Annotated in this window: 27 protein-coding genes, 1 rRNA gene and 1 pseudogene; 11 read left to right on the top strand and 18 right to left on the bottom strand. The window is 53.8% G+C overall.

Annotation, left to right across the window (positions count from 1 at the left end; genetic code table 11):
* Positions 1 to 27: 27 nt before the first annotated feature.
* Positions 28 to 149 (top strand): 5S ribosomal RNA (rrf, locus tag RCI_RS14660).
* Positions 150 to 268: 119 nt separating this feature from the next.
* Here the strand turns inward: rrf and RCI_RS14665 are convergent.
* Both RCI_RS14665 and RCI_RS14670 read right to left on the bottom strand, forming a co-directional pair.
* Positions 269 to 1246, bottom strand: a complete 978-nt coding sequence (locus RCI_RS14665) for a carboxypeptidase regulatory-like domain-containing protein (protein ID WP_048198734.1) — start codon at positions 1244 to 1246, stop codon at positions 269 to 271.
* Positions 1247 to 1525: 279 nt separating this feature from the next.
* The gene (locus RCI_RS14670) at positions 1526 to 1696 is read right to left on the bottom strand and encodes a hypothetical protein (RefSeq protein ID WP_048198736.1); all 171 of its coding nucleotides are present in this window, start codon (positions 1694 to 1696) and stop codon (positions 1526 to 1528) included.
* A gap of 155 nt (positions 1697 to 1851) precedes the next feature.
* Between RCI_RS14670 and arcS the strand changes: the two genes are divergently transcribed.
* The 4 genes from arcS (at position 1852) to RCI_RS14690 (ending at position 5670) form a co-directional block, all read left to right on the top strand.
* Complete coding sequence (arcS, locus tag RCI_RS14675; protein WP_012037230.1) at positions 1852 to 3621, top strand: archaeosine synthase subunit alpha; 1770 nt, start codon at positions 1852 to 1854, stop codon at positions 3619 to 3621.
* Positions 3618 to 4634, top strand: coding sequence for an archaeosine biosynthesis radical SAM protein RaSEA (locus tag RCI_RS14680; protein WP_012037231.1), 1017 nt, complete (start codon positions 3618 to 3620; stop codon positions 4632 to 4634). The genes arcS and RCI_RS14680 overlap by 4 nt, the downstream gene beginning before the upstream one ends.
* 97 nt (positions 4635 to 4731) lie before the next feature.
* Positions 4732 to 5235, top strand: coding sequence for an amino acid-binding protein (locus tag RCI_RS14685; protein ID WP_012037232.1), 504 nt, complete (start codon positions 4732 to 4734; stop codon positions 5233 to 5235).
* Between the two features lie 129 nt (positions 5236 to 5364).
* A complete protein-coding gene (locus RCI_RS14690; protein ID WP_012037233.1) occupies positions 5365 to 5670 on the top strand; it encodes a hypothetical protein in 306 nt (101 codons plus the stop codon).
* Between the two features lie 228 nt (positions 5671 to 5898).
* On the opposite strand, the pseudogene RCI_RS14695 reads toward RCI_RS14690, so the two are convergent.
* From RCI_RS14695 to RCI_RS14725, 7 genes and pseudogenes are all read right to left on the bottom strand, one after another.
* Positions 5899 to 6372: pseudogene (locus RCI_RS14695) on the bottom strand (HDIG domain-containing metalloprotein); the annotation flags it as partial.
* Entirely contained in the window at positions 6372 to 6887 is a 516-nt protein-coding gene (locus tag RCI_RS14700; RefSeq protein ID WP_012037235.1) for a transcription factor, read from the bottom strand. The pseudogene RCI_RS14695 and the gene RCI_RS14700, both read right to left, overlap by 1 nt.
* A gap of 106 nt (positions 6888 to 6993) precedes the next feature.
* The gene (locus RCI_RS14705) at positions 6994 to 8088 is read right to left on the bottom strand and encodes an ATP-grasp domain-containing protein (protein WP_048198740.1); all 1095 of its coding nucleotides are present in this window, start codon (positions 8086 to 8088) and stop codon (positions 6994 to 6996) included.
* Positions 8060 to 8596: a tRNA (cytidine(56)-2'-O)-methyltransferase gene (locus RCI_RS14710; protein WP_012037237.1), complete on the bottom strand. Its 537-nt coding sequence runs from the start codon at positions 8594 to 8596 to the stop codon at positions 8060 to 8062. The genes RCI_RS14705 and RCI_RS14710 overlap by 29 nt, the downstream gene beginning before the upstream one ends.
* A gap of 91 nt (positions 8597 to 8687) precedes the next feature.
* Positions 8688 to 8969 carry a DNA-directed RNA polymerase subunit L gene (locus tag RCI_RS14715; protein ID WP_012037238.1) on the bottom strand — a complete coding sequence of 94 codons (282 nt, stop codon included), beginning with the start codon at positions 8967 to 8969 and terminating at the stop codon, positions 8688 to 8690.
* A 9-nt stretch (positions 8970 to 8978) separates the two neighbouring features.
* Positions 8979 to 9542 carry an exosome complex RNA-binding protein Csl4 gene (locus tag RCI_RS14720; protein WP_012037239.1) on the bottom strand — a complete coding sequence of 188 codons (564 nt, stop codon included), beginning with the start codon at positions 9540 to 9542 and terminating at the stop codon, positions 8979 to 8981.
* Complete coding sequence (locus RCI_RS14725) at positions 9535 to 10212, bottom strand: METTL5 family protein (RefSeq protein ID WP_012037240.1); 678 nt, start codon at positions 10210 to 10212, stop codon at positions 9535 to 9537. The genes RCI_RS14720 and RCI_RS14725 overlap by 8 nt, the downstream gene beginning before the upstream one ends.
* A 154-nt stretch (positions 10213 to 10366) precedes the next feature.
* On the opposite strand from RCI_RS14725, the gene RCI_RS14730 reads away from it, so the two are divergent.
* Positions 10367 to 10885: a protease inhibitor I42 family protein gene (locus tag RCI_RS14730; protein WP_012037241.1), complete on the top strand. Its 519-nt coding sequence runs from the start codon at positions 10367 to 10369 to the stop codon at positions 10883 to 10885.
* A gap of 6 nt (positions 10886 to 10891) precedes the next feature.
* Here the strand turns inward: RCI_RS14730 and RCI_RS14735 are convergent, their stop codons facing one another.
* The 4 genes from RCI_RS14735 to RCI_RS14750 form a co-directional block, all read right to left on the bottom strand.
* Positions 10892 to 11449, bottom strand: coding sequence for a hypothetical protein (locus RCI_RS14735; protein WP_012037242.1), 558 nt, complete (start codon positions 11447 to 11449; stop codon positions 10892 to 10894).
* A gap of 97 nt (positions 11450 to 11546) precedes the next feature.
* Positions 11547 to 12383, bottom strand: coding sequence for an RPA family protein (locus RCI_RS14740; protein ID WP_012037243.1), 837 nt, complete (start codon positions 12381 to 12383; stop codon positions 11547 to 11549).
* The gene (locus tag RCI_RS14745) at positions 12380 to 13378 is read right to left on the bottom strand and encodes a single-stranded DNA-binding protein (protein WP_048198742.1); all 999 of its coding nucleotides are present in this window, start codon (positions 13376 to 13378) and stop codon (positions 12380 to 12382) included. The genes RCI_RS14740 and RCI_RS14745 overlap by 4 nt, the downstream gene beginning before the upstream one ends.
* 118 nt (positions 13379 to 13496) lie before the next feature.
* Entirely contained in the window at positions 13497 to 13907 is a 411-nt protein-coding gene (locus RCI_RS14750) for a hypothetical protein (protein WP_048199450.1), read from the bottom strand.
* A gap of 138 nt (positions 13908 to 14045) precedes the next feature.
* On the opposite strand from RCI_RS14750, the gene RCI_RS14755 reads away from it, so the two are divergent.
* Both RCI_RS14755 and RCI_RS14760 read left to right on the top strand, forming a co-directional pair.
* Positions 14046 to 15134: a carboxypeptidase regulatory-like domain-containing protein gene (locus tag RCI_RS14755; RefSeq protein WP_012037246.1), complete on the top strand. Its 1089-nt coding sequence runs from the start codon at positions 14046 to 14048 to the stop codon at positions 15132 to 15134.
* Between the two features lie 145 nt (positions 15135 to 15279).
* Positions 15280 to 17085 (top strand): TIM barrel protein, encoded by a 1806-nt coding sequence (locus RCI_RS14760; protein ID WP_012037247.1) that lies wholly within the window; start codon positions 15280 to 15282, stop codon positions 17083 to 17085.
* Positions 17086 to 17373: 288 nt separating this feature from the next.
* Here RCI_RS14760 and RCI_RS14765 read toward each other — a convergent pair whose 3' ends face one another.
* Entirely contained in the window at positions 17374 to 19776 is a 2403-nt protein-coding gene (locus tag RCI_RS14765; RefSeq protein ID WP_052310007.1) for a beta-glucosidase, read from the bottom strand.
* 229 nt (positions 19777 to 20005) lie between these two features.
* Positions 20006 to 20407, bottom strand: a complete 402-nt coding sequence (locus tag RCI_RS17285; protein ID WP_197535229.1) for a hypothetical protein — start codon at positions 20405 to 20407, stop codon at positions 20006 to 20008.
* 184 nt (positions 20408 to 20591) lie between these two features.
* On the opposite strand from RCI_RS17285, the gene RCI_RS14775 reads away from it, so the two are divergent.
* Positions 20592 to 21380: an NAD(P)H-dependent oxidoreductase gene (locus RCI_RS14775; RefSeq protein WP_012037250.1), complete on the top strand. Its 789-nt coding sequence runs from the start codon at positions 20592 to 20594 to the stop codon at positions 21378 to 21380.
* A gap of 24 nt (positions 21381 to 21404) precedes the next feature.
* Here the strand turns inward: RCI_RS14775 and RCI_RS14780 are convergent, their stop codons facing one another.
* Positions 21405 to 22562 (bottom strand): sugar phosphate isomerase, encoded by a 1158-nt coding sequence (locus RCI_RS14780; protein ID WP_012037251.1) that lies wholly within the window; start codon positions 22560 to 22562, stop codon positions 21405 to 21407.
* A 125-nt stretch (positions 22563 to 22687) separates the two neighbouring features.
* Between RCI_RS14780 and RCI_RS14785 the strand changes: the two genes are divergently transcribed.
* On the top strand, positions 22688 to 23470 hold the full coding sequence (locus RCI_RS14785) for a hypothetical protein (protein ID WP_048198748.1): 783 nt from the start codon (positions 22688 to 22690) through the stop codon (positions 23468 to 23470).
* Between the two features lie 259 nt (positions 23471 to 23729).
* On the opposite strand, the gene RCI_RS14790 is transcribed toward RCI_RS14785, so the two are convergent.
* Both RCI_RS14790 and RCI_RS14795 read right to left on the bottom strand, forming a co-directional pair.
* Positions 23730 to 24134, bottom strand: coding sequence for a hypothetical protein (locus RCI_RS14790; protein ID WP_012037253.1), 405 nt, complete (start codon positions 24132 to 24134; stop codon positions 23730 to 23732).
* 25 nt (positions 24135 to 24159) lie between these two features.
* Positions 24160 to 25314 carry a CBS domain-containing protein gene (locus RCI_RS14795; RefSeq protein ID WP_048199451.1) on the bottom strand — a complete coding sequence of 385 codons (1155 nt, stop codon included), beginning with the start codon at positions 25312 to 25314 and terminating at the stop codon, positions 24160 to 24162.
* A gap of 372 nt (positions 25315 to 25686) precedes the next feature.
* On the opposite strand from RCI_RS14795, the gene RCI_RS14800 reads away from it, so the two are divergent.
* Positions 25687 to 26187, top strand: a complete 501-nt coding sequence (locus RCI_RS14800) for a hypothetical protein (protein WP_012037255.1) — start codon at positions 25687 to 25689, stop codon at positions 26185 to 26187.
* Positions 26188 to 26198: the final 11 nt, after the last annotated feature.

Raw genomic sequence — 26198 nt, forward strand, 5'->3', positions numbered from 1 at the left:
CATAAATCATTGTAATTGTTTGTGGGTTTTGGCGGCCATAGCACCAGTGTTACACCCGGTCCCATTCCGAACCCGGAAGTTAAGCCTGGTCACGTAATATGCTGTACTAAGGTACGCGAGTCCCTGGGAACCATAATACGCTGCCAACCCACCAACAATCAAACACAAACTATCTTATTATTACTATTGTTATAATTTCATAGCATCAGCTATCACATACTGTTGCATGCTATACTAAAGGCCATATATAATAAAAATAATTTTTCTTCTACCTTTTATGATCCAACCAAGTTGCCACTAATACGATTAATAACATCACAATAAGCCATGAGGTAGCTGGAGTGGATACCGGTTCAGCAGCGTCAAATTCACCCACTATCGGCGTAAAAATAACCGCTGGCGCCTCTAACGGACTCATATACGCTTTAGATAAAACAATGTCTGCTCTCATTACTTTCGTATCCATGTCTAAAGTAACCGTATCATTAAAATCGGCGCCCGCAAAATATTCAGCTTTTACAGTATATCGTCCAGGTGCCAGATGATGAAACAGATAATCGATCCTTTTTCCTGAAAGGTTCCTATGGAATGATGATTGCGGGTTATCCGGCCTGTCAACCATTACTCCATCCTGTAGCAAAGACACATTAACACCTGTGACATCATATCCCCTCGCTGTCTTTATAGTTCCAGCAATCGCACCGGTGTACGATTGCTGATCACTACTCAAAGTAGGCATGTGATAGCCGGTAAGGGTAATATTCACCATTACTGGATTGTCTATTGCTTCAAGTCGATTTGCGCTAAGGGTTTCTTCACCGACATGAACGCTCACCGGCTCACCTTTGTAGCCATCTTTTTCGGCAGTCAGAGTATACTCTCCAGGCGCTGTGAACCCAAAAAGGAAGCTACCTTCTTTTGGAACGCCGCTTATGATACTATAACTGGGCAGGCTTGCCTGTGGGTTTTCAACGCCGGCTAACTGATGTTTCCCTGGCGTCCAGAGCTGGCCGTTCTGCCATAAAGAGACGTTGGCTTCGGGAACCGGTTTACCGTCCTCATCAAACACGTAACCAGTGATGTACTCAGAGGGTACCGGACCTTCCGATAGAAATGCGGGAACTGGTTTTTCTGGCTGGTCAGTCACAATCTCGGATTGGGCCAAAACTGATAGCGATGTCAGACCGATAATTGAATAAGTAATACAACATAATATGGCAAAGGCTTTGAAAATTTTATTTCTCATCGGAATCTCCTCTTTTTCGACGGACGGCCGTATCGAGGATTTGATAACGCCTGCAAAGTAATCAGTTAATACTCTATATATATAATTTATCTCATAAAGTCTCAATTGTATATTGCAATTCAGTCCAATCCTCGGGTCTATTTAGTACATGAGTTAGCATGATATCAGCTCTCATGGGGGCAACAGCTACATCTGCAGTCAAAGTATACTCGCCGGGCATTGTATATTTCAGATCCGGGAGTCGAATTTAAAAAGAAGTAGTAAATTGGGATAAGAAGCTTACTTCTCAGAAGCTTCCTTACCCCTCTTTATAAGCTCTCTAACCTTCTGGCCGCCTTTCTTGCCGATGCTTTCATAGTAGCCTTCACCGTAGCGCTGCTTGGTGGTTTCGCCACCCTTTTTACCGGCTTCCTTGACGGTCATTTCGCCTTTGCTTCCCTTCTGTGCCATATGAAATTCACAAACGATTATTATAAAAATATTTAAATGTATGTTACCCATGGAAATAGCGAAAATGCGCTTGTTTATCAACTAATGCTGCAGGCACTTTCCAAAAAGTTATATTCGTTGTAACCCTATTGAAGGTTGAAACAGGGAGATATAAATTGACCAGATTTTTCGAAGTCACCGCAAGAGACGGCCCTGCCCGTATTGGCAAACTACTGGTAAGAGGTGGACTGGAAACACCTTACCTGCTAAGCCCTGCCACAGGGGAAGATCTCGTAGTAAACGGTGGCAACAAATGGCTTCACAGTCCCGTTACAGGTACTGTAGAACAGTTTACTGTTCAACCCTATGTAGGCCTGACACCTAAAGTAAATGAGGATCTTGTCAGGCTTTATCAGCCCGCTGACATAGCCTCTGATACACCATCTGCAACCCTTGCACACCCGGATAAAGTGGTTTCTGGGGCAGATATGTATGTCATATCGGGAGTACGCTCGATCGAGGGGGATTCACGCGCTCTTTTACACAGTTTCATCCAGATCCGAAATAATTCAAAGCCAGATACTGCGCTATATGTGCCTGCGCTGGCTACGCCTGAGAACGTATCACTTTTAATTTACCTGAGCGCAGACATCGTTGATGATGTGCTGACCACCATCAAGGCGTATCAGGGCTTATACCTGACACAGGATGGTGAATATCCGGTCAAAGATCTTGCGGAGTTGCCATGTACCTGCGATGCATGCACAAAAATGACGGGCGGCCAGAAATCAGATCCAGAGTTACTGGCAGCACATAACCGGGCAAAGCTTCGGGAAGAGATTAGCCGGGTTAAAATCCACATCAGGAACGGCATGCTGCGAGAGTACGTAGAGAAGCAGTGCCGCTCAAAACCCTGGCTGACCGCCCTGCTGCGGCTGGCCGATGCAGAGTATACTTATCTCGAGTCCCGCACGCCCACTTACCGATCTTCCGAACTCTTGGCGTGCTCTGCCGAATCCCAGAACAGAGTCGAAGTCCGGCGGTTTGCGGACCGGCTCAGGCAGCGGTTCAGCTCCGACGGAAAGATTTTGATCATCATTCCCTGTTCAGCTCGAAAGCCCTATTCGACCTCTCAATCCCATATGGCCATTATCAATGCACTCGGCAAATACCGCAGGTACGTCCGGGAGATAATCCTGACTTCCCCGATGGGAGTAGTGCCCCGAGAGCTGGAGCTGGTGTATCCTGCAGCCCATTACGATGTGGCGGTCACAGGAGTATGGGACCTGGAAGAAAGGCACTGGGTATCCGGCTGTCTCCGGGATTTCATCGATAACAATCGCTTCGAGCGGGTGATCGCTCACGTAGAGGGCCCGTATGTAGAGGTCTGCGCTCAGGCTGACCGGGAAATGATCTTCACCAGTACTGGCAAGGTCAGCAGCGACGAGTCTCTGAGGGCGCTGGTCGACCAGGTGAAGCTCGTGGTTGACGAGCTTGCTCCGCAGCCCAGGAACTTCGAGCAGTACCTGCTGGACATGTTCCGGAAGATGGCCGACTACGAGTTCGGAAAAGGTCGGGGTGACCTGCTCGTGCCTCAGAAAGGCATTGTGAAGGGCAAGTTCCCGAGAATGACCCTGTTCGACGGCAGAGAGCAGCTTTGTACGATTAATCCGGCGTATGGCTCGCTGACACTGACGCTCGAGGGGGCCAGGCGCATGAAACTGACTGACCAGTACTTCGTCGAGATTACGGATTTCATGCCCAGAGGCAGTATCCTGGCGCCAGGAGTCGTCAACGCAGATCCGCAGATACGGCCGGGGGACGACGTCTTCATCATCGGTAAGAAGGCTATCGGCGTGGGTAGGGCGAAGATGAGCGGCCGGGAAATGGTGGAAGCCAGTCGCGGCATGGCAGTAGAACTAAAACACGTGGAGCCGGTAAAATGACGCTAAGCGACATCATGAAAGAGCAGCGGAAAAGGCAGAAGATCAACGAGAAGTCCCCGACCGAGGTCGCCGCTTACTGGACCGGCGAAGACCTGCTGGACGGCATGCCGACTAAATCTCACACCATCATCTTCCAGACCCGGGGCTGCTACTGGGGCCTCAGGGGTGGCTGCACCATGTGCGGCTATATCGCAGATGCGGCCGCCCGGCCGCCGACCCCGGAAGATCTCCTGGCTCAGTTCGAGTCCGTCTCCCGCCGGATAGACCATGGTATTGTAAAAATATTCACGTCTGGCAGCTTTTTTGACCCTGGAGAGGTACCTGAGCCTGTCCGTGATAAAATCCTCTCTGAGCTCAACCTGTACGCAGATAAGGTCATTGTCGAGACGAGGCCGGAATTCGTGACCGATAAGATCGTCTCAGCCGCTAAAATGCACGTCGATCGGCTGGAGATCGCCACCGGCCTGGAGACGTCGAACGACAACATCCGGCTGAACAGCATCAACAAAGGTTTCCTGTTCAAGGATTTCGTCAGGGCTGCCGAAGTGGCAAAAGCGCATGGTCTGACCACGAAGGCTTACCTTATGATGAAGCCGCCTTTCCTGACTGAAAAGGATGCGCTCGAGGATATGGTGCAGTCAGTCATGGACGCGTCGAAATATGCTGAGACCATATCGATCAACCTCTGCAACGTCCAGCGTGGCACGCTGGTAGACGAATTGTTCTACCGCAAAGCCTACAGGCCACCCTGGCTGTGGAGTATTGTAGAAGTGCTCAAGAGGGTACATGGCAAGACTGGCTCAGTGATTACCTCGGATCCTCTGGCGGCCGGCCAGAACCGGGGGCCGCACAACTGCGGCAAGTGCGACTACGAGTTTGCGGACGCCCTCAGGAAGTATTCCCTGACCCAGGACATATCCGTGCTGAACCAGCTGAACTGCGACTGCAAGTCCTTGTGGCAGAAGACGCTGGAGCTGGAAGACTGGACGTTCGGGTCGCCTCTGGTGTATTGAAGATAAACGCGTACGGTGCGCTGTGCATCAACACAGCGCACGCAACTCTCTTTCTATCATTATACTTATTACCTATGCGCTGTAATTATTGAGTGGTATGTGGAGCGAAATCGTCGATAAGTTCAAGGGTATGCCCTCTCAGGAGAAGGTTATCCGTCTGCTGCTGGAGCGCGGCTTTCAGGTAAACTCTGAAGGCCACGTTGTTTCGGGCAAGGTCGAGATCCCCCATACTCAGATCGCTAAAGATGCAGGCGTCGATCGGCGGGTTGTCGATGCCACGACTGAGATGATCCTGAAGGACGATACGCTGCGGCGTGTCTTCCAGAACATCAGGTCTATTGCATCGCTCAAAGATGTGGCTCCACTGCTGGGGCTCGGCGTAATCATCATCCGGGTCGACAACGCTCAGAACGTGGGCATCATCAACGCAGTCACCAATGTCGTGGCCCGATATAATCTGAGCATACGGCAGGCGGTCACTGACGATCCTTTTTTCTCCGACGACCCCGCCATGACGATCATCACCGGCGATCCGATCCCGGGCGAGATGGTCAGCGATCTCAAGAAGCTGAAAGGCATCAGAAGTGTCACTATCCAGTAGGCCTTTAAGTGAATCGTCGCACATCAGGGTAGTTTAACCTCAACCATATCGGCGGAGGATTCACTTTCTTCACGATATTCCTGCTGTGAACTTTTATCCCACTGCTGGTCAACAATATTCAGGATACGTATGCCCGCAAGACTTAAAGAGATCGAGAAAATCAACGTGCAGCTCAAGCCTGAAACCTCCTCGCAGGAAATGCCGCCGGGGCAGAGCAGGTTTGAAGTTCGCGACATTATAGTGGACCGGATAAAGAGGATTGCTGGCAATGACAGCATTAAAAGGATCGTGCCCATCCAGAACGAAGGCGACCGCAAGACGCAGGACATCGTCTTTGACATGGAAGACGCGTCTTATCTTGTTACGGTGACTTACAATAATGCGATGACGGAAGGCTGGGTTTCAGACCTCAGGAAAGACCCGAAAAAGTGCTGACCTGGCTACATTTTTAAGGCAGCATACCTTAGCCTTGTCGGCCTAACGGCGTTAAGCCATCTTTTTCAAGTTGCCGGCAGCCTTTTCAGCATCGCTGCCGTACAGTAAGATTTTACAGGTGCCTATTTCGACCTTCTTTTTGTACAGGACATCCAGGCTGCCTATCGCTTCTTCAATTTGTTTTTTGTCGCACGCCCGGCTGTTTATCGATACTTCTACTGGCTTGAATACCTCGAACTGCAGCTGAATGAGCCTTTTGACGCCGTCTGGCGACCATTTTTCCTCTGCAGTGGCTATCGCCTCGTGTATGGATATGCGGTCTTTGCTTCCCATGAGGTTATCGGCCTGGCAGACGATTTTTTCCTCCATCGTCTTTGGCAGGTAGTCTCCAGGCGGCAGTCCGAGATTTACCGCATCCTCATCGGTAAGGCCTGCACCTATATGCCTCTCTGTGATACGGATAATCCTCTCGTCGACGCCTTCCTGTCTCAGGATGGCCGCACCGATGATCGCATGATCTATACTATGGGTACGGGATCGGCCGATATCGTGTAAAAGGGCGCCGGCTTCGACCAGTTCACGGTCGCAGTCGTGCTGTGCAGCCAGCTCCATGGCATAATCCCTGACCGCTTTGACGTGCTCGATCACGCTGTCGCTGGTGCCATACTTTTTTAAAAGGGCTAAAGCTTCTTCAGGTTTCATCACTGCGCTAAGCTCTTTTTCAGGTCATCGATCCGGTTCCGCAGCGCCTGCTTTTCAGCCGTATTATCGTAATGCATCAGCGGGGTCTCGTCGACAGGGCACACGAAGTTGGTTTCCATGGCGTAGTCAAAGAGAATCCTGTGAGGCGCCTCTTCCTGGCAGATGTAGAACTCGTTGCTCTCGAACTCGAGTCGTCTCTCCAGCTTTTTTATAAGTTTACGGGCCTCATTCCTGAGCATGTGCACCGAGTTGTCGAGGTCCAGCTTCCATAGGTAGGTCAGCCAGCCGCTGTCTTTGTCCCTTTCCCTGCGGTACATGGCGAGGTGGTTTTCGTAGAGGATGTACAGAGTTTTACGCACCAGGTTCAGGTTGATACCGCTTATCTGGGCTACCTGCTCATCCGTGACCTCCTGGTCAGGAACTTTCTCGATCATTTTTTCGACCACTGCCATGCCCTCGTCGCCGACGAGCTTTTGGATGTAGCCTCTCACTGCCTTGTTATCCAGAGCTGACACAATTTCACCTTAAATAAGATAGTTAGAAAGATGGTAGTTTTACTATAAGTATAATCCCGATATACAGATATAAAATTTACTTGCGGTATCTCAGTATCAAGGCAGATCAAACGCTCTGCAAGCCTTTTCTGATGCGGCGGATCGTTCCCCTGACCACTGCTGAAGCTTCTCCCCTTGTCTGCCCTGTGGCATTTATAGAGATCAGCGCGTTTCCCTTCTCGATCACTGTCCCGACAGGCGGGATATCGGCTGTCTCTGGGCTGGACAGGTCCTGCACTACCCTGGTGGTCCTGCCTGCGAACAAGATCGCCCTGTAGCCGTATTGCTTAATTTTGAACGGCCTGAGCTTGCCGTTGATGGCATCCACGTGCGCCTGAAAGTGGTTTTCTCCGGTGGCCATCTCTACCGCGTCGAGGCTGCCCTGGAATCGGGGGTTGACCTCCAGCACTTTAGGGCCGTCCTTATTTACGATGAAGTCTATGCCGTTGGTGCCGACCAGGCCGAGGGCCGGGATCAGCTTCCTGGCGATGTCGAACATCTCATCCTTGAACCTTGTGATATAAGGCGTCACATTGCCGCAGTACGTGTAGCCTGGCTCCACCCCGAGCCATTTCTTGCCCACCAGAATCTCGTTCACCGATACCGGCATCGCTTCACTGCCGGTGGAGAGCGCGCAGACGCTCAGCGGCGTGCCGGTGACCAGTTCCTGCAGGAAATACTCGTCTTCCGGCGGAAGCATCGACTCGTCGTACACCTTGAAGTTCTTATGCCCACCGCCTCCGACTATGGGCTTGGCTATACAGGGGTACCTGACATTCTCCCTGGTGTAAATTGCAGGCTGGGGAATGCCGAGCTCTTCGATTTTCCTGGCCAGCCACAACTTATTGCAGACGTTGTGTGCTATCTTTGGGTCGTTACCCAGAACCATCGACGCCGGCACGTCAGCATCTTCAAAGCCTGCCCCGAGGACGACGTAGTCTACGTCCAGCTTCTTTAAAAAGGGGCGGATGCTGGAGGGATGATCTTCAAACCTGATGCTGCTCTCTACGCAGCGGAGCAGATCCAGGTCGTCGTAATGGCCCAGTGAGTACACTTTGTATCCTGCACGCCTCGCAGAGCATGCCGCTACGCGGGAATTGTACCCTACGACGAGGACTGAGCCCACGTTGAGCTTACCTGTTTTTGACGACACTCTTGCCATGTTCACTAGGTATTATCTTTAGTTCTCCGCCCTTAAACTCATGCATGAGCGACTTGCCTTCCTGCAGCTTATCCATGAACAGGGCGAGAGCGGCAATTTCCGAGTGAGGCTGGTTGCCGACCGCCACGTTATAGTCCGCCAGGCCGTATATATCGCCAGGCACCTTCTCGGCGCCGACGATGATCATGACGCCCCTGCCTTTAAACTGCTCCTGTATCTGTTCCAGGCAGCCGGGCAGGTTGATCCCGTACATGGTCAGGTGGACCACAAAGCCGCCCTTTTCTTTCCACTGCCTGATCTCAGACCTGTAGCTGACGCCGGCCCTGACCCAGAAGTCGCCGCCCCATGCTGCAGCAACTCTCTGAATGCTCTCTGCCACAGACTTATCGTCTGTCGTCAGCAGCATACCTTTTGCGCCGAGAGCGCGGGCAGTGAGGCCGACGTGGGTGGTGACTCTGGCATCACGTTCGGGTCTGTGGCCGAGCCGTAGAATAACAATATCCTGCATTTTTTGCACCTGATAAAAAGAAAGTTTTGTTTGGCGGTACACAGATTTTGTTCTGCTACCGCGCACAAGCACAGGCCGAAGGCCTTAAACCTCACGCCTTAGCTTTCTTCCCAAATATCTTCAGGAAATCGTCGCACTCGTCAGCCAGCTTTTTGGCGGCTACTTTGATGGCGTCGATCGGGTCTTCGCTCTTGTCTGTCCTGACGTACAGCACCGGGTCGCTGATGCCGGGGAACTCGATGTCGTAGGTGGCGACTTTTACTGCCTTGTCTTCGAGCAGACAGGACTTGAGGGCGTTCATCATCGTGTGGGATTCGCCCTTGATCTCTACCTGGATTTCCGTGTCAGTCTTGTTGAGAATCTTAATCTCCATATGATCACCTTATATGATGCCTTTGCCGTAGTCGGACGACAGTTTCCTGGTTTCCCGCCTCTCGCAGTGGGGGCACTTCAGCTTGCCGTTGTCGAACTTGAGCGGAACCCTGCACCTGGAGCACATTGAAGTTAGCACGCCGAGGCTCTTGTCCACCGTGGACAGCCGCATATTCTTGGTGTCGATAACCCTGGCCTTGACGATGTCCTGGTACCCGAACTCCTGGGCCAGATCCTGAACATAAGAGTCCTTCACGTTCGATATGTGGATGGCGGCGGAGGTGTTGCCGGCGATTTCCCGGTCCAGGTGTCCCTTGATCCTCGAAAGCTCCACGAGGGCTACCGAACCCTTGATGTCGGTTACCCGGCCGATCACGATGTCGCCTTCCCTGGGTACTGGCGGCGCGTGGACTGCCGGTTCTATGTAGACCGCTCTCTCTTTCTTGTTGATGGCAATTTTCCCGGTGATGTCGGCGTATATATTTCCGTTCTCCTCGTACGTTCCGCTGCCTGGCAGGTATTCTTCAGAGGTGCCTACCAGATCGCCGGGCACGACAAAATCATTCTCAGTCAACGATATTCTCTCCTTTCTCTACTGCTGCTTCGATCCTGTACAGCTCAACGTCAATGAGCGCCAGTTCCTTTTTATGGAAGCTATAGGTGTGTCGCATGGGAAACTTGAGCTCGACTACATTCGTCACGGCTCCTCTGCCCTCGACGTAGCTCTCGATAAAACTGGCAGAACCTGCGTTGTGTATCGAGTAAACCACGCGCCCTATCTCCAGGGCTTTATCCAGAAAGGGCCTGTCGTTTCCTTTTTCCTGCGCCCCGAACGGCGGATTCATGACCACCGTGTCAAAACGGCTGCCTGCGTTCAAGACGACGGCGATTTCAGGGATATTATTGACATCCCTGACGTCACAGTGGACCCAGTCCACGTCCGTCCCGAGCGATTCTGCATTCGCTTTCGCGACTTCCAACGCCCTAATATCACTGTCAATGCCTATAACCTTTTGCGTGGAGTCCATCCCGGCGTCGTCCTTCAGTAGTCTCGCCCCGATGGCCAGTATACCTGTCCCGCAGCCGAGGTCGATGACGCTCCCGTCCAGATCGCCGTTCATAAAAGCGAAGTACAGAAGGTCGGCAGCTACCACCGCAGGGGTAGCATACTGCTCCTTCGTCACGTCCGGGCGGTCGAACCCTCGCACCTGCTCCAGGAGCATTTCTAGCTTTCTCTTCTTCATGGCTTCCATGCTAAAAAGAAGCTTGTAAGTATTTTTATTTTCCTGACGGTAATACATTTACGAGCACATGCAGAGTATCTGATGCAATTTTAATGGCAACGGGCGTCCGCCGGCGTGTCAAATTGCGCGAACGGTTAACGCTCCACTAATCTACATGTCTGTCATGAGGTATTCGACGATGTTTCTGGTGGTGGCGGGACTGTGTTTTGCGGCTGTGGTGGCAGCGACTGCCTCCGGTGCGCTGTTGCCTGACCGGACTTACGGGATCGACGATGACGGTACCACCGTCTCTCTTAAAAAAGGTGAAGCGTTAAGGGTGATCCTGCCGGAGAACCCGACTACGGGCTACTCCTGGGACCTTTCTCTATCAGACGGGCTGTACCTCGTGAGCGACCGGTATATAGCAGATGATACCGGCTCAAGGCGTGTTGGGGCCGGGGGTATCCATATCTGGGACATCCGGGCCAGGGGAATCGGGCCGCAGCATATCAACGCCGTATACCGGCGGCCGTGGGAAACGAATGCCGCGCCTGAGAAGACTTTCGACCTAAAAGTCCGGGTAACCGGGGGTGGCGGGCTGAAGTCAGACGAAGATGGGTGGTGGCGTCTACCTCAGATGTTCCGGCTCTCTATGCTGACAAAGTTCCCGCGGGCGATGCAGATGGTGAACTGAACTTACTTACAGCTCTTTCAGCTTGCTGACGTAGCTGAAGCGCTCGGCGTCCGGTATGTGGAGCATGGCGATTGTCCTGATCTCCATCACCAGGTCCCGCTGTATTTTTAACTCTACGTAGGGTACGATATCCCCTTCGCTGCTCTTGTCAGCCTCCATCTCCCGGAATGCCCTGGGCATGTATGTATGAGCATAGCCCTGGATATCGACGAACGCCCTGTCCACGATGAGCCGGGCGTTCAGCGCCACATATTCCGCCATCCTGATCTCTACCGGGGTGGCCGCCTTTTTCAGGTCCAGCCCTACAAGGCTCAGCTCTGGCCTGTCGATGCCTTCGCCCTTCAGGGTTCTCTCGAACTCGGAGTAGATCCTCAGGGCTATAGCTTTCAGGAAACTGTCATAAGTCTTCTTGTCCACGATGGGCTCCAGCTTGAATTCGTAGTGTGCGAGTGACTCAGAACCTGAGCCATCGGACATTGCCGGTTCCTGGAACTGGAGTACCGTCTGGGCTGAAGTTTTTTTCTGATGCTTAGTCGAATGGTGCTTCTTGACCGGCACAACCATTCCTCCCTTTACCGTAGGCTAGTTAAAGGCTACATAGATAAGAGCTTTGTCGTGCTTTTAAAAGTCTGAAGGGCATGCGGATAAATCTCGGCTGCTGTCAGGCAAGCTTCAGCGATCCGATCTTCGGCTCGTAGCACTGGCCTTTGCTCATGAGATCGCCGATCGCCTGTTCTATTGTTGCCTCGTCGATGCCGGTATTTTCCATCTCTGCGAGCAGTATCTCGTAGCTTACACCCTCGCCGGCATCCAGCCTGGCTATCATTTGTAGAATGATGTCTTCCAGGCTCGCATCTTCCGTAGCGGCCGGCTCCGGCTCGATCAGCTTAGAAAGGGCGTCGGTGACCATCTGCTTGTAGGCTTCCAGAGAATTTTTAGTCATCCCGTAGTGGTCTATAGCTTTAGACACGCCCGAGCCTTCCTCTGTCTGGCGGATCAGGTGCCAGGCCAGCTCTTCGCCCCGGAGCCCGCTGGCCAGGGCTTTTTCCATGACTGCGATGCGGTCCAGCGTCAGTTTAGCTGTATGATAGGTCCACCTGTCCCGGACGCTGCTGTCGACGAGGTTGACATCCTCAGGCCTGATTGACGTGTAGTGGGCGCCCGGCTCAGGGCTGAAGACCCTCGCTTTGCCAGCCACGGCAACGTATGCCGGTGTCTCAATTTCAGAGAGGAATGTCGCAATTTCCTGCTGGTACTGGCCTGCATAGATGGTGAACGCTCCGGTCGGGTCGGCCAGCCTCGCTCTGTAAAGCACCTGCCCTGCGGAGCCTATGTTCTCCACTTCAGTCAGGACGCCCACCGCGAAGACTCTGTTACACATGGCGCCCGTCGGCGTGATGACGAAATTGGGAGCCCTGTCGGTGTGCTCGCCATACTGGAGGCTGGCATCGTTGAACTCCCTGGCGAAGACCCTGCGGGCCGTTTCCCTGTCTGTCACCTGATCTCCCCCAGCAGTTGTTTTGCCATCTCCGGCACGTTATCCGCCGGCCATTCGGCTTCTGTCGCAACGAAGATCTTTCCGAAGTCTCCACTGGTGACGTTACCTCTGACTACCAGCGGCTTTCCGATGATTCCGGTGTTGATGAGCCCCGCTGCCCTGTCAGGCATACTCCTCAGTTCTTCCAGGCTCATCCCGATCAGGCTTTCCGTGAGCTTCCGGTCCAGGACACAGATCATCGAGCCTGTACCGTCATCGATGACGGCTTTGATTCGCAGGTCGGGCACGCCTTCCATCCTGCCGTGGGCTCTGCACTGGCCTTTCTGCATGACTCTGCTGCAGGTCGGGCACCGCTCGATGAGCCCTGAGCCGGGTCGAAGAGACAGGACGTCACCTTCAGTTTCGACATCGGACGCGCCGTCAGTGCTGGATAAATCCTTCAGCGTGCGGCAGGTTCTCCTGTATGGCGGGACTAATCCATCGTAGGCTTCCAGCACGGTCTTTTCGTTGATGTTGACGCCCGGCATGCCGTGGAAGCTCTTGACGTAGACGTCCCTGGCCACGATGGCCCTGACGTTGAAAATGTCCGGGATGTCTACCCAGGCGGTAAAGTGTAGTCTGGCAGTGCTGTCTTCCAGCATGCCGCTGATCACTGTCGCCGGGCCTCTCGGCGTGGAGATCTCCCTGTACTCCGGGTCGATGACGTTAGCGATGATGGTGATGCCGGCATCCCCCACTCGCAGGTCTTTGAGGGGCTTAGGCGGTTCTTCCGGTACCTGCCGCAGTGCGGAAGGTGCGATAGTCTCCTCTGCCTCGCGCCTGGCCTTGCCAGCTATGATCGATCGCCTGTGCTTCTTGAGCAGCGACCGCTTAGCCTCCTCCGGGGGGACTTTGTACTCTATTATAAGGAGCGTGAGCTCACGCTGAAGGGTTTCCCGGTCTACTCCAAGCGCCCGGCTTAGCTCCTCTGCGATGGGCGCGATAGCATCATCCATGCGGTTCACCTGTGCCACATTAAGGTGTAGCAGTTTAGGAAAAGTTGTCGGACCATAATTAAATATTTATCGTTATCCCGACAATATCCGTCTCGCCCGGACCGTCTCACGGTCCGCATCAGCGCACGATCCGCAGGTACCGGAGCAACTGAAAGCCGTTGAATGCGAAGAAGCCGATCAGGAGGGCCAGGTATGCCATCTCCAGCGTTTCCAGCGTGCCTTTTGAAGTGAGGTTGTAAATTTCATAGCCCACATAGAACTGCAGGATCACTCCTGCTGCCATGATAATAAAGTAAAGCATACCCTTGCTCATGGCGGGCTTATTCGAGTTCCTGTTATGTTGGTCGATGATCCTGCGCTGCTCTTCGGTCAGGTTCAGGCTTTTAATATATGCCTCGAGCTCCTCGCAGTCCAGCTCATCCTCCACCCGCGTAGTATGAATGTTCATGCGCCGCTGGTTGATCTCGTCTACTTTCCTGTTGATCAGCTCGATTTTTGCGATAGTATCCGGATCGTACTTCTCTTCCATGGCGGTCAATTATGATAACAGGGTGTGCCGATAAATACCTTCCTGTATATGCCCATACGGGTCGATTAGCTGGCTATGATTAACTGATTGTGAGAGAAGGTCTATATATACTGAAGTTTTTTATAATCTTGTGATTTCATGAGGGCCAGGGTATTATTCGTATGCTCGATTATAGTGCTCACTATCATCGCCATGCTCGCCAGCCCATCGCTGGCGGAATCTCAGAACATCAAATCTGTCAGCGGACAGGTTACGGACGCTACGGGAGCACCTTTGCCCAACGCGACCGTGTCGCTGGTGGATGCCTCTTACCTGGAGATCGCCCGCACGATCAGCGATAGCGACGGCAATTTCCTCTTCAGCAACGCTGACGATCGAGGTACCGGCTACGTCAAGGTGATAGTATCCTACGTCCAGGACGGGAAGATGTATAATCTCACCAAAACGCCTGCCACCTGGTATGCCAGTACGCCTGCCGGCGTGAAGATCAGCGCCGAGGAAACCAGTCTGGCCAGCTATCCCCCGCTGCCCGAGAGCACCCGGCCTGTACAGATTTTCACCGTCGAAGGCCGCGCCGTCGACGTTAACGGAAAGCCGCTCCCCGGCGCAGAGGTCCACCTCTACGATGGCATCTACAAGGAAATCGGCGTGACCACTACCGATGAAAACGGTAACTTCCGCTTTGACAACGCTTCGGCTGCATCACCCGGCTGCAAAGTCCAGGTGTTTTACCGGGCAGACGGAAAGGTTTACCACACTAATCTGCAAAACGTGCTATGGTATCCGACCGACACGGGACTCGTCAAAATCAACGCCCCCGATACGACTTTATACGACTACCCGGAGTCTGAAACCGGGTACGTATGGGGCATTATCACTGACAGTACGGGTAAGACTGTGAGCGGCGAAGTCTACCTTTCCGGCGAAGACCGCCACCTGACCATCGAAACCTACCGCTCGGGAAAGGGCACGGCATTCGTATCCCAGGTCCCGGTCGGCGAATATACTGTGTATGCTGTCCATAAGGGCGACAACGGCACCATGAAATCGTTGCCCGCCAGCATCAAGGTCAACCCGTCCCGCAACTACCTCGACTACTCCCCGCTGATACTGGTTGCAGATCAGCCGGTGCCGCCGGAGGACCTCAAGCCAACAGCCCTGATCATAGCGTTAGTGCTCGGCGGGCTGCTCATCTGCGGCAAGTGGTACGGTCTGAGAAGGCTGTAAGCGCCTTCTCCCATTTTCTTATTGCCGGGCTCAAGCATACATACCAGGCATACATACTATAACCGCTGACGGACCCGGGCGTTTGATGCAAAAAGATTTATGTCCGTCACATCATATTACTAAGTCTAACGGGTGACCTTTTCCCTTGAAGCTGTCCTTTTCTCATAAGCTACAGTCCGAGAGCGACGTGCGCTCTATACAGTCTATGGAGGGTCACGGCTTCACCTGCGTGGAACTTTTTTTCCCCGAGAGGGAATCGCTGGACGAGCAGACGCTCAACATGATCGACGAGGTGTCGGCCACGACCAACCTCTACCTGACCGCTCACCTGCCGTACAAGAACCTCAACATCGCGAGCATCTACCAGTACGTCCGGGAGAGCAGCACTGATTTGCTCGTCAGCATCATCGACGACCTGTCCGACTATATCGACATCGTCACCCTTCACACCGGCTACGCCCAGTTCGGCAGCGGCAGCCTGGACCGGGCAATAGAGAACAACATCCTGAGCCTCGCGAAGATCTGCGATCGGGCCGGGCAGAACGACATCATGGTCGGCGTCGAAAATGCGATGAACGAACGTCACATGGTGGGCAAGACATTCCGGGAAATGGAAGCGATCCTCAAGGGCGTCGACCGGGGCAACCTCGGGATCACCTTCGACGTGGGCCACGCGCAGCTTACCGGCAACATCGAAGACTACCTCTCCCGAAAGGAGTACATCCTCGAAGTCCACGCCCACGACAACTTCGGGTACACTGACGAGCACCTGCCGATCGGCGAAGGCAAAGTCAACTGGAACCGGGTTTACGAGACGGTCAACGCCTGGGACTGCCCGTTGGTACTGGAGCAGCGGACCTTCGAGGAAGGCCTCAGAAGCGTGAAATACCTGCAAAGCCTGTCGGCGGAAACCGGGCCCTACTATCGCCTGAACCTGCTGCTCGCCCGTATCCGGGAGGCGAAGACCTCTAAGGACCTGCTCCACATCAACAGCGACATGATCGAGCTATCCGAAAGCGCACTGCAGACCGGCGGTACCGGCAGCACGATCAACCACATCGTCTCTTCCTGCCGGGATGCCATGGTCTGCCGGATGGCGGAGATCGTGCAGGCTTCTATGGCAGACAAAGCCGGCTACCCCAGGTTTAAGTATGCCTTACTGGCCACAGGCAGCTTCGGCCGGAGCGAGATGTCCGTAGAGTCCGACCAGGACACCATCCTCGTCCTGGACGACGACGTAGACGAGGCCGGCAGGGAATACTTTAAAAAGTTCTCCGAAGCCCTGGTAGAGCAACTGGCTGCCGGCGGCTTCGACCGGTGCAGGGGCAACATGATGGCCAGCAATCCCAAGTGGAGAGGCACGATCGCCGAGCTGATCTCCCGCCTGGACAACAGCTACGAGCGATCCGTGATCATGGACTCCCGGTACATCTACGGTGACAGGCCGCTCTCTCACCGGTTCATGAAGACACTTCATAACAAGCTCCACATGGATCCATATTACTCCCTCGAGCTGGCCATATCGGCAGTAAAGGCGGACGTCGGCCTGGAGGGCGACTCCCTCAAGATCGAGTACTTCGGTGACGCCGAAGACGCGTTCAACATTAAAAAGTACGGCTTCCGCATCTTCAGCGCGTCCGTCAAAGCCCTCGCCGCACGCCACGCCATCACCCGCACCAACGTATCCGACCGCCTGTGGAAACTCGAAGACCTCGGCGTCATCGACGCCACCCAGTTCAAGCGTTTCATGTTCGCCTACGATCAGCTGACGAGAGTGATGATGCTCGGCTACGTCCACAATATCAAAAAGGGCATCGTCAGCAACGAGTACGTCCAGCCTTACCTGCTGTCGAAAAAAGACCGGGACGGGCTCAAGGAATCGCTGCGCATTGTTAAAGAGCTGCAGGGCGTTGTGAGCAGCGAGTTCGCTATTGCAAAGAACTTACTATGAATCTATCATATCACTACCCGACACCCTGGGCTTGTGCCGATTACTCACCACAGAGGTCACAGAGCTGCACAGAGACTCACAGAGAACGGTTCACCACAGAGGCACAGAGGGCACAGAGACTCACAGAGATTTTTCGATAAATATGGTGATAATAATCCCTTAATAGGTAAGCCTCTGTGCGTCTCTGTGTATCTCTGTGCCTCTGTGGTAACCAGTCGCTCTGTGAACCTCTGTGAGTCTCTGTGCCTCTGTGGTGAATAGTTGCAGCGGACTCTCTTGGCTTTGCAGTCAGCCGATTTTCAGTAATGCCGTACTCAGCCGCACCAGCCCCTGGGCTGGCTTGCGGTTGATCAGTAAAAGTAAACCTTCCAGCATCTGCTCGTTGATCTTGCCCTCGCTGAAGGTGAGGACGTTGCGGAGGGGCAGGTCTTCGAGCATCTTCTCGGTCATGATCTTCTGCATCTCACCGTCCTCCGCTTCGGGCAGGGTGTTGCGGGCGCTGTTGTGGACGAGTTCGAAGAATATCCGCCCGAAGAATGTCTCCTTTACTTCGCCAAGAGTGGAGTTGATCGTATAAGGCTCTCCTTCCAGCACAATGTTGGATGGAAGAGTTTCACCGTAAATAGCCTTGAAGGACTCGTCGTCGACGACCAGATTGCCTGGGGGCAGGTTGTAGTATATGCCAGCCGTGCTCCTCAGGTCCGGAACTGAGACGCCAGGCCTGGTCGACTCGACCCATATGGTCTCTCTCGCTCTTATGTCTGCACTTGAGGAGCCGATCAGGATCTCGAAATCCCCGCTCTCCACGTGCCAGTCGGCGGTCTCCACGTTGTAGTAGGCAAATGATCGCCTGTCCAGCGTGAACTCCACTCTTGTCATCTCCCCGGGCTGCAGGAAGACTTTATCGAAGCCCTTCAGCTCTTTTTCGGGCCTGAAGATGGTGGACTCCACGTCCCGGACGTAGAGCTGGATAACTTCTGCTCCTGCCACATCCCCGGTATTTTTCACCAGCACGCCTACTTTCAGCTCTTCATCGTCTTTTATCTGGCTGGCGCTGACTTCCATGTCTGAATATTCGAAAGACGTGTAGCTCAGCCCGTGGCCGAAGGGGAACAGCACTGCCTTCTTCGCGGTGTCAAAGTACCTGTATCCCACGTACAAGCCTTCCCTGTATTCCACGGTCCGGGGGCCGGAGGGGAAATAGTTTGCCGAGGGATAGTCATCAAGTTGCAGGGCGAACGTTTCCGCCAGCTTGCCGGAAGGGTTGACCATCCCGAACAGTAGGTCAGCTGCGGCGCCTCCGGCTGCCTCTCCGCCCAGATAACCTTCCAGGACCGCCTTAACATTGCCCAGCCAGGGCATCTCGACCGGGGCGCCGTTCGCCAGGACTACGACCGTGCCGGGATTAGCTTCAGCGACCCTGCGTATCAGCTCATTGTGGCTTTCCGGCATCCTCATGTGTTCCCGGTCCATGCCCTCTGTCTCGTAGCTGTCCGGCAGCCCGGCGAATATGATCGCCACTTCGGCGCCGCGGGCGATATTACAGGCTTCGGTTATAAGTCTCTCGTCGGGCACGTCCGATCGTAGATCATAGCCCCTGGCGAAGGTGATCTCCGACGTATAAGTGCAGAGTTCGCAGTAAGCCTTTTCCAGCCTGCAGGGATTAACCTGGGAGCTGCCGTTACCCTGGTACCTGGGATGAATGGCGAAGGCTCCGATGACGGCGATCTTCATTCCCTTTTTCAAGGGAAGTATCCCGTCGTTTTTGAGCAGCACCATGGACTCCGCCGCTGCCTGGCGGGCCATCACGTGGTGCGTTCTCTTCTCGTAGCAGTAGTCCGGCAGCCGGTTTTCTACCGCATCGTAGACGAGCTCCAGCACCCGCTCCACCGCCTCGTCCAGCACCGCCTCGCTCAGCGTACCATCCCTCACGGCTTTGACGATCTTGGCGTCGTTGACCCCGAAGCTCGACGGCATCTCCAGGTCCTGCCCGGCTTTGAGGCCTGCGACCCGGTCGTCGCAGGCTCCCCAGTCAGTCATCACGAGGCCTTCATAGCCCCATTCTTTCCGGAGGATATCCGTCAGCAGCCGTTCGTGCTCGCTGGCGTAGACTCCGTTGACTTTATTGTACGAGCACATGACTGTCCGTGGCCTGGACTGCTTTACGGCCATCTCGAACCCGGCGAGGTATATCTCCCGCAGCGTCCGCTCATCGACAATCGCATCGATCGTCATGCGCCGGTATTCCTGGTTATTGACTGCAAAATGCTTCAGTGAAGCGCCCACGCCAGTAGCCTGGATGCCCTCTATCATACTGGCAGCCAGCTCCCCGGTCAAATACGGGTCTTCGGAGAAGTACTCGAAGTTCCTGCCGCAGAGCGGAGACCTCTTGATGTTGGCGCCCGGCCCCAGAATGACCGCCACGTCCTCGTGCAGGCACTCCTCTCCCAGCGCATACCCGATCTCGTATAGCAGGTTCCGGTCCCACGAGCTCGCCATCGCCGAAGCAGTGGGAAAACAGGTCGACGGAATACTCTGCCCTATCCCTAAGTGATCCGGATCAAAAACCGGCTTTCGCAAGCCATGAGGGCCGTCGCTCAGCAGGATTGAGGGTATGCCGAGCCGGGCGATACCTTTCAGGCGGAACATGTCCAGACCAGAGCACAGCGACGCTTTTTCCTCGAGCGTCATGCTGGCAATAATGTTTTTTATAAATTCTTTCAGCTCTGCTCCCCCCTGCGATAGTATTTCTTCTGCCCCCCAGCGATCGCCAGGCGACTCGTAGCAAAAAAGTTGGTGAGCGACATTATATATTTTCTCGCCTGCGACTGCCCTGTAAGCCGATACGCGCCATGCGACACTACGTCAGGCGCAGGTAGAAATTAAAAGCGGCGGACGATGTCCGCCCTTAACACTTTTATTACGGGAAGATTTCAGACGGGACTATTTCAGGCCCAGTCGTTACTGTCGTAGAGCCAATCGTGAAAAACGCTACGACTATCGACGCGATGATCGCCAGTACCATGGCAAAGGCGAACAAGACGACGAGGAAAATGGCCAGGTAGATGACGTGGTTGACTATGGTTACTTCCTTGCCCGCGGGCATGAGCCCCTTATTGATGTTGTCGGCCACTTTATAGGCACTGTAAATACCGTATACCCAGACGATCAGGCCGGGCACGATGAAGAATAGTAAGCCTATCAGTTCGCCGATCATGAACATGAGTCCCTTGAGGTACCCCTGCCCGTTGTATACCTGTCCCCACCCCGGCACAATAAACGATAGTACCGCGGCTATAAGTGGATTTTTTATTTCTGCCATTAAATACCGCCTCAATACTTGGGCTGTCAGCCTGCTGCCAGCCTGTAGACTGGTATACTATTAATCGGTATGGTATAAATATTTCTTATTATCACTTTGACATTATAAGTTTGAAATATGCCCTGTCTGGCAACCGCAGAAGTGCCAAAATGGTTATACAGTATCCGGTTTACTTCGTAGTAGAGTGATCAATACTATGCCTCACTGGAAGTGTAATGTCTGCGGCTACGAGATCGAGACCACCGACGCTCCTGACCCTTGCCCGTCATGCGGCTCATCATCTGAAGAATTTTACGTCAAAGGCCAGCACCCGAAAGACAGGCTCGATGGCCAGTCCGACCTGCTCATCATCAACGGCTCGAAGCACCGGGCGCACAACTCCGCTTACTTCGCTTCCCTGGTGGCAGAAGCGGCAAAAGAGAAGGGCGTCTCTTACCGGGTGATCCATCTCGCCGACTACAAGATAGAGCCCTGCTGGTGCTGCTACAGCATGAAGGAGGATAAGTGCAGGCTACCCTGTTGTAACGCCTTCGACGACATGCACCGGCTGCATAATCTGATCCTGTCAGCAAAAGCCGTCGTTGTCGTGAGCCCCATCAACTGGAACGGGATGTCCGTCACGCTCAAGCAGTTCCTGGACCGGCTCACCTGCATCGAAAACATGTACCTGGTCGACGGCTCCATCCCGCTCGCCGGGCGTACTGTCGGTATCGTGGTCAACGGCCACGAGGACGGGGCTTACAAAACAGCGTTCGACATCTTTACGGTTTTCCAGAACCTGGGCTTCGTCCTGGCGCCATATGGTATTGCCTACTCCACGCACGGCAGGCAGTATCTGCCTGAAACTGATCACGAGTACTTCCGGGGAGATGAAAAGACGACGGAGTTCGTCAGGAACGTGGCCCATAACGTGATCGAGGTATCCCGGCTGGACATCGGGAGTAAAATGGAGATCAGGCCGAGCTGTGAGTGAATATCCATATATCTTTGCCCGCGCTTAGACATGGATACGCTTAAGATACTGCTCGCTGACGCCGAGCATTTCCATGGCCTGGGCGACAATTGCGTTGGTGAACACGTAGCTGTTTATTTCTGATATGGAGGGTCGGGTCTGGACTGACTTGGTGGCCATGATCTTGCTCATGTCCTGCTCCCAGTAGAGGCTGATATCCTCCAGCGAAACAGGTATGTACATGGCGTTCTTGGAATAGCCCCATGAATCCATGAGGCTGGAGAGCCTGGAATCGATGTTGATCATGATCGGGAAGACGTCGGCGCCGTGCAGCTTGGCTTTGACCACGCCTTCGATGATCTCCCTGGTATTGCCGCTGCCGCTGATGGGTATGTACGCATCCCCTCTCAGGAAAGCGGGGGTGGTGGGCCCGTCTCTCATGAAGACATTTCTGCCCAGGTGAGTCAGCCGCATGCCGAACGCTTTTGCCACGAAGCCCGATCGGCCCACGCCATCGACGATGTAGTTCCCCCTGCGGTTCAGGAGCCGCTCTATCCAGTCCCCGAGATGGCCGGCCTCAATGTTCTTCAGCAGCGCGGCGTTGCTGGCGAAGTGATCGATCTGCTTGTAATAGCGCTGGATATCCCCCCTGTCGTGATGGTAGAGCTCCGGCACCAGCGCGTTGAGGAAGACGACCAGCTTCAGCTCGAACTCAGAGCCCAGGGCCGCGAGGCTTTTTCTGTCGAGGCCCTTCAGCGGCTCTATGATAAACGGGTAGCCGTTGTCATATTTCGAAACCATCTCGTATGCTCTGGACTTCACGTTCGAGGTGATCAGCACGACTGGGACTTCCATGCGAAAAGCGTCCTCCAGGTACCTGATGACGCTTTTAGTCTCCCCGGAGCCTGTCGCCGCTATGATCAGGTTGTTCTTTTCCGGGTCGATGTACCGCCTGATGGGATCGTCCAGCGTCAGGGGTGTGATGTTTTCGTATTTCGACGACTGCTGGAGAAAGTCGTACAGGGCGAGCGCACTACGGCCTTCGGCGATGCCGTAGATGAGCTTGGTATCCGGGCCGTCCAGGAAAAAGCCGGTGAGAAGGCTGACCAGCTCGGAAACCTTATCCTGGTCTATCTCTTTCAGCTGCTGGATAAACTGTCGCTGGATTTCGACTGACTCGTAAAACGTCGAAGTACCAATCATTACATTTATCTATGTATTAATTTATATAAAAAGCTGATCAGGACTGACAGCCGGCTTACCTGTCGACATGTATTTGCGCCCGAAGAGCGATAAGATCACAAACTTACTTTCATATAGTGATTACCATGGATTCAACTGCACCTTTATACTCGGCGATCGTCGGATGCGGCACTACCGGCTGCTTCCTGCTGAGCCTGCTGCGCCAGTCTCAGGCCAGAGCTAAGTTAGTCGCCATCGATGACAATTCGGGATCGCTTGAGATGTCGGCCGCCGATCAGCAAGTCCTCGCCAGGCCTGGCGAGAAATTAAAAGCGGATATCGGCTCTTTTGAGGTCGTCTTCGTCGTCTTCGACCCGTCGGAGGGCGACTCCCTGGCATACGCCCGGGACGTGGCCTCCAGGGCTTCGACTGAAGGCGCGTACGTCTACGGGTTCGCCATTAATAAAACTGGCAGCAGCCTGGCAGAGGCGGATGTGGCGCCCGGCTTCGGCGGCATGGCCATCGTCGACGCAGCATGGGTGCTGGAGAAGCGGGGCGACGGCGACGAAGAGCGGGCGCTCCACATCGCTTTCAACTTCGCAGCACATACGCTGACCTTCCTGACCGCTGCCATCGACTCCGGCGACCTGCCGGTATCCCCGTTCCGGGAAATCACCTCCGCCGGCACCGCCGGTTTCGCAGCGACCCACCTCTCCGAGGCCGAGTCAGTCTACGCCATGACCATGAGCAAGATCGACAGCCCCCAGGTGAAGTCCGGCTTCGTCTTCATAGACGCCGCCACCGGCGACGTCCTGGCCCGGCGCATCTTCCTCCGCGTCGCCGCAGGCCTGCCCCGGGAATCCAACCTCAGCATGCTCCGCGTGGGCGGGCTGGCGCCCTTCAAGATCATGGTTATGCTGGTGCATTAAGAGCTGAGGCTCTACCTCATTTTTTACTCTGACCGCTCAAGAATAAATAATTACAGAGACGCAGGGAGAACGGTTTACCACGGAGGCACAGAGGCACAGAGGTTCACAGAGTACTGGTTACCACGGAGGCACAGAGGCGCACAGAGATTTTTATGTTGAATAATATACTGATAACCATTTATAATGTAAGCCTCTGTGCGTCTCTGTGTTTCTCTGTGCCTCTGTGGTGAGCCGTCACTTAATAGGCCCTATAGTTCTTTTAGAATGACAGTTCTTCGAGCACCGCGTCTAAATTTAATAAGAAATCGTTGAGCATGTGGATCGGCACGAAGATGCACCCGTTTTCGACGACCATGTTGTCGTCGAGCCATGAGACTATCAGGGGTATGGATTTGATGCCGTACTTTTCCTCGTGGACGAGGCATCTCTCGTAATGCTTCGCCGCCTGGGCTTTTAAAGAAGAAGCCCTGTGTCTGCCGCGGCCGTACTTTTTGCCGTCGATGCACAGGCACAGGTCTTTTCGGACTCCCACGACGTCGATCTGGTGGCCCCGCCCCTCGTGTTTGAAGACTTTGCGGAACTGGATCTCGAAGTCGTGGTAGCTCAGGATATCCCGGATATATTCCTCGAATTCCTGCCAGGTGGCATCCTCAAGGTCATGCATCTTTATATCCTGAGCCAGATCACCTTTAGAGAATATCAAGTTTCTCTACGATGTCCGAAGTTTCGTAGCGCTTGTCTTCTCTGATCTCCTTGTCGTTGAGCACCTGGCGCTCCAGAGCGCTCATGGCGATGTGGAAGGCGCCGTCTGCACCCCAGCCTTCGCCTCTGGCGCTGTAGAAGTTGTGGTCGGTCTTGAGCCTGACCCTGCACAGAATTAGCGGAGTGCCTCTGAAGGTCTCCTTGTGCTGCTTGAAGTATACGTTGACGTTACCTCCGACCAGGAACTTCTCGAACTTTTTGATGAAGTTCTGGACTGAAGTGGTCACGTATGCCGGGTCGTAGTCGACCAGGTTGCCGTGCGTCATCTGCATGGTAAAGCCTGCGGTGGGGTCGACTTCGTTCTTCTCGACCGCTGCCAGCGCCATGAGGATGTCTGTGTTGGTCATGATGCCGTTGACTTTCGTGCCATCGTACACTATCAGGCCCTGGATGTCCCTTCTGATCATTAGCTCGGCTGCTGAGCTGATGGGTGCATCCGGCTTTACGGTGACGACACTTTCTGTCATTATGTCCCTTAGCTTGATCTCACGAAGCGGAGTGTGTCTGGTGCCCAGGCTTCCTTCGCCGTGCTCCGACTTGTTGGGAACGATCAGCTGCAGGAGGTCGTGCATGGTGGCGATGCCTACCAGCTTTCCCATGGACATGACTGGCACTCTCGAGATCCCTTCTTCTCTGAGCACGTTGATCAGCTTGCCGACACGGTCGTCTGCGTCGAGGGATATTACGTCACCGCTCATAATTGTCGAGACTGCTTTGCTGCCAAACTCTGTCTCTGCAGCCCTCTGGATAAGGCTCTCTGAGGATACTACGCCTATCACCTTTGCCCTGTCGAAGACCGGCAGCTGGCGGAGCTGGTTCTCAACCATGAGCCTGGCGGCTTCGTAAATAGTGGTGTTCGGGGTAATCTTCGGTGTCTTCCTGACCATACCGTTAATTCCCGTCTTTAAGTTCCTGATGGAGCTTACGATCGACTTCTCGGTCAGCATGCCCGCGTACTCCTTGCCGTTGAAGACGAGTACAGCCGGCTTGTGCGGCTTCCTGAACAGGGGCAGCACTTCCTGCAATGTTGCCTTGATGTCGACGCTCTCGAACCGATCTGATGTAATCTCTGAGACGTTCATTTTCTTACCCCTTGAGGTCATTTTAGGCCTCAAATTATACTGTATACACCTGAATACTGATAACCATTTCGGAGTCGGCCGACGGGGAGAAAGTATTTCTACTATCTGCAAAATAACTTTAAAGTTCCAATACTTTCTCCTGGTATCGATCTGGGTGGCATGGCTTCAAACTCTGCTGCCTGGCAGAGTTGCCGGGCAATAGTTTCTAGTTTTGGGCCGGCTCTTAAGCTTATCAGTATTACTTGCATGTTATTTATTATTTTATCGTGCTAAATATTAATATGTTGACATATAATTAATTGTGGTATAAGGACAGGCCTGGTCGAGAAAATATATACGGCAGAAGCGTACAGTAATTAACGGTAGGTTCTCATGGACGAAAGTTCAAACCAGAGCTCTGAGCACATGCATAACTGGCTGCGAAAGCTGAAGGAGAGCCAGGATCGCCGCAAGGACGAGAAGATCCGCCGGTACAACGACGTGGTCTCCAAGCTGATCATCCTCCTCATTGGCGTATGCATTGTGTGTGTCATCGTCATAGCTGCGCTGGTCGTCCAGAACGAGAGCCTGAAAAAGAGCAACAACGAGCTGATCATCGCAAACCAGACGACCTATAATACCCATCAAAGCATGATCGCCGACCTCCTGAACCAGACCTCCGGCAGAATCAAGGAGCTCGAAGACCAGAACCAGCGGTACCAGGAGTTCATCCTGTCCAACAGGACGCTCAACGTCGATCACACTGTTTACGTCGATCCTGGCAGCCCGAAGGTCAGCAAAATCTTCTACAATAACAGCTACATCACCATCGAGTTCGTAGACGGCAACAGGACTACGACGCAGTTCGTGGACTATACTATAGATATTCCATGAACGGGTAGAAT

It is taken from the genome of Methanocella arvoryzae MRE50 (genome assembly GCF_000063445.1).
GTDB classification, from domain to species: domain Archaea; phylum Halobacteriota; class Methanocellia; order Methanocellales; family Methanocellaceae; genus Methanocella_A; species Methanocella_A arvoryzae.

Excerpts from the sequence above, each read along its gene's own strand:
- RCI_RS14745 (WP_048198742.1), bottom strand. The coding sequence starts at position 13,378 with ATGGATGATGCTATCGCGCCCATCGCAGAGGAGCTAAGCCGGGCGCTT.
- RCI_RS14780 (WP_012037251.1), bottom strand. The coding sequence starts at position 22,562 with ATGATTGGTACTTCGACGTTTTACGAGTCAGTCGAAATCCAGCGACAG.
- RCI_RS14750 (WP_048199450.1), bottom strand. The coding sequence starts at position 13,907 with ATGGAAGAGAAGTACGATCCGGATACTATCGCAAAAATCGAGCTGATC.
- RCI_RS14755 (WP_012037246.1), top strand. The coding sequence starts at position 14,046 with ATGAGGGCCAGGGTATTATTCGTATGCTCGATTATAGTGCTCACTATC.
- RCI_RS14735 (WP_012037242.1), bottom strand. The coding sequence starts at position 11,449 with ATGGTTGTGCCGGTCAAGAAGCACCATTCGACTAAGCATCAGAAAAAA.
- RCI_RS14680 (WP_012037231.1), top strand. The coding sequence starts at position 3,618 with ATGACGCTAAGCGACATCATGAAAGAGCAGCGGAAAAGGCAGAAGATC.
- RCI_RS14725 (WP_012037240.1), bottom strand. The coding sequence starts at position 10,212 with ATGAAGAAGAGAAAGCTAGAAATGCTCCTGGAGCAGGTGCGAGGGTTC.
- RCI_RS14795 (WP_048199451.1), bottom strand. The coding sequence starts at position 25,314 with ATGAACGTCTCAGAGATTACATCAGATCGGTTCGAGAGCGTCGACATC.
- RCI_RS14790 (WP_012037253.1), bottom strand. The coding sequence starts at position 24,134 with ATGCATGACCTTGAGGATGCCACCTGGCAGGAATTCGAGGAATATATC.
- RCI_RS14670 (WP_048198736.1), bottom strand. The coding sequence starts at position 1,696 with ATGGCACAGAAGGGAAGCAAAGGCGAAATGACCGTCAAGGAAGCCGGT.
- RCI_RS14765 (WP_052310007.1), bottom strand. The coding sequence starts at position 19,776 with ATGACGCTCGAGGAAAAAGCGTCGCTGTGCTCTGGTCTGGACATGTTC.
- RCI_RS14705 (WP_048198740.1), bottom strand. The coding sequence starts at position 8,088 with ATGGCAAGAGTGTCGTCAAAAACAGGTAAGCTCAACGTGGGCTCAGTC.
- RCI_RS14800 (WP_012037255.1), top strand. The coding sequence starts at position 25,687 with ATGGACGAAAGTTCAAACCAGAGCTCTGAGCACATGCATAACTGGCTG.
- RCI_RS14730 (WP_012037241.1), top strand. The coding sequence starts at position 10,367 with ATGTCTGTCATGAGGTATTCGACGATGTTTCTGGTGGTGGCGGGACTG.
- RCI_RS14710 (WP_012037237.1), bottom strand. The coding sequence starts at position 8,596 with ATGCAGGATATTGTTATTCTACGGCTCGGCCACAGACCCGAACGTGAT.
- RCI_RS14685 (WP_012037232.1), top strand. The coding sequence starts at position 4,732 with ATGTGGAGCGAAATCGTCGATAAGTTCAAGGGTATGCCCTCTCAGGAG.
- RCI_RS14665 (WP_048198734.1), bottom strand. The coding sequence starts at position 1,246 with ATGAGAAATAAAATTTTCAAAGCCTTTGCCATATTATGTTGTATTACT.
- RCI_RS14715 (WP_012037238.1), bottom strand. The coding sequence starts at position 8,969 with ATGGAGATTAAGATTCTCAACAAGACTGACACGGAAATCCAGGTAGAG.
- RCI_RS14690 (WP_012037233.1), top strand. The coding sequence starts at position 5,365 with ATGCCCGCAAGACTTAAAGAGATCGAGAAAATCAACGTGCAGCTCAAG.
- RCI_RS14785 (WP_048198748.1), top strand. The coding sequence starts at position 22,688 with ATGGATTCAACTGCACCTTTATACTCGGCGATCGTCGGATGCGGCACT.
- RCI_RS17285 (WP_197535229.1), bottom strand. The coding sequence starts at position 20,407 with ATGGCAGAAATAAAAAATCCACTTATAGCCGCGGTACTATCGTTTATT.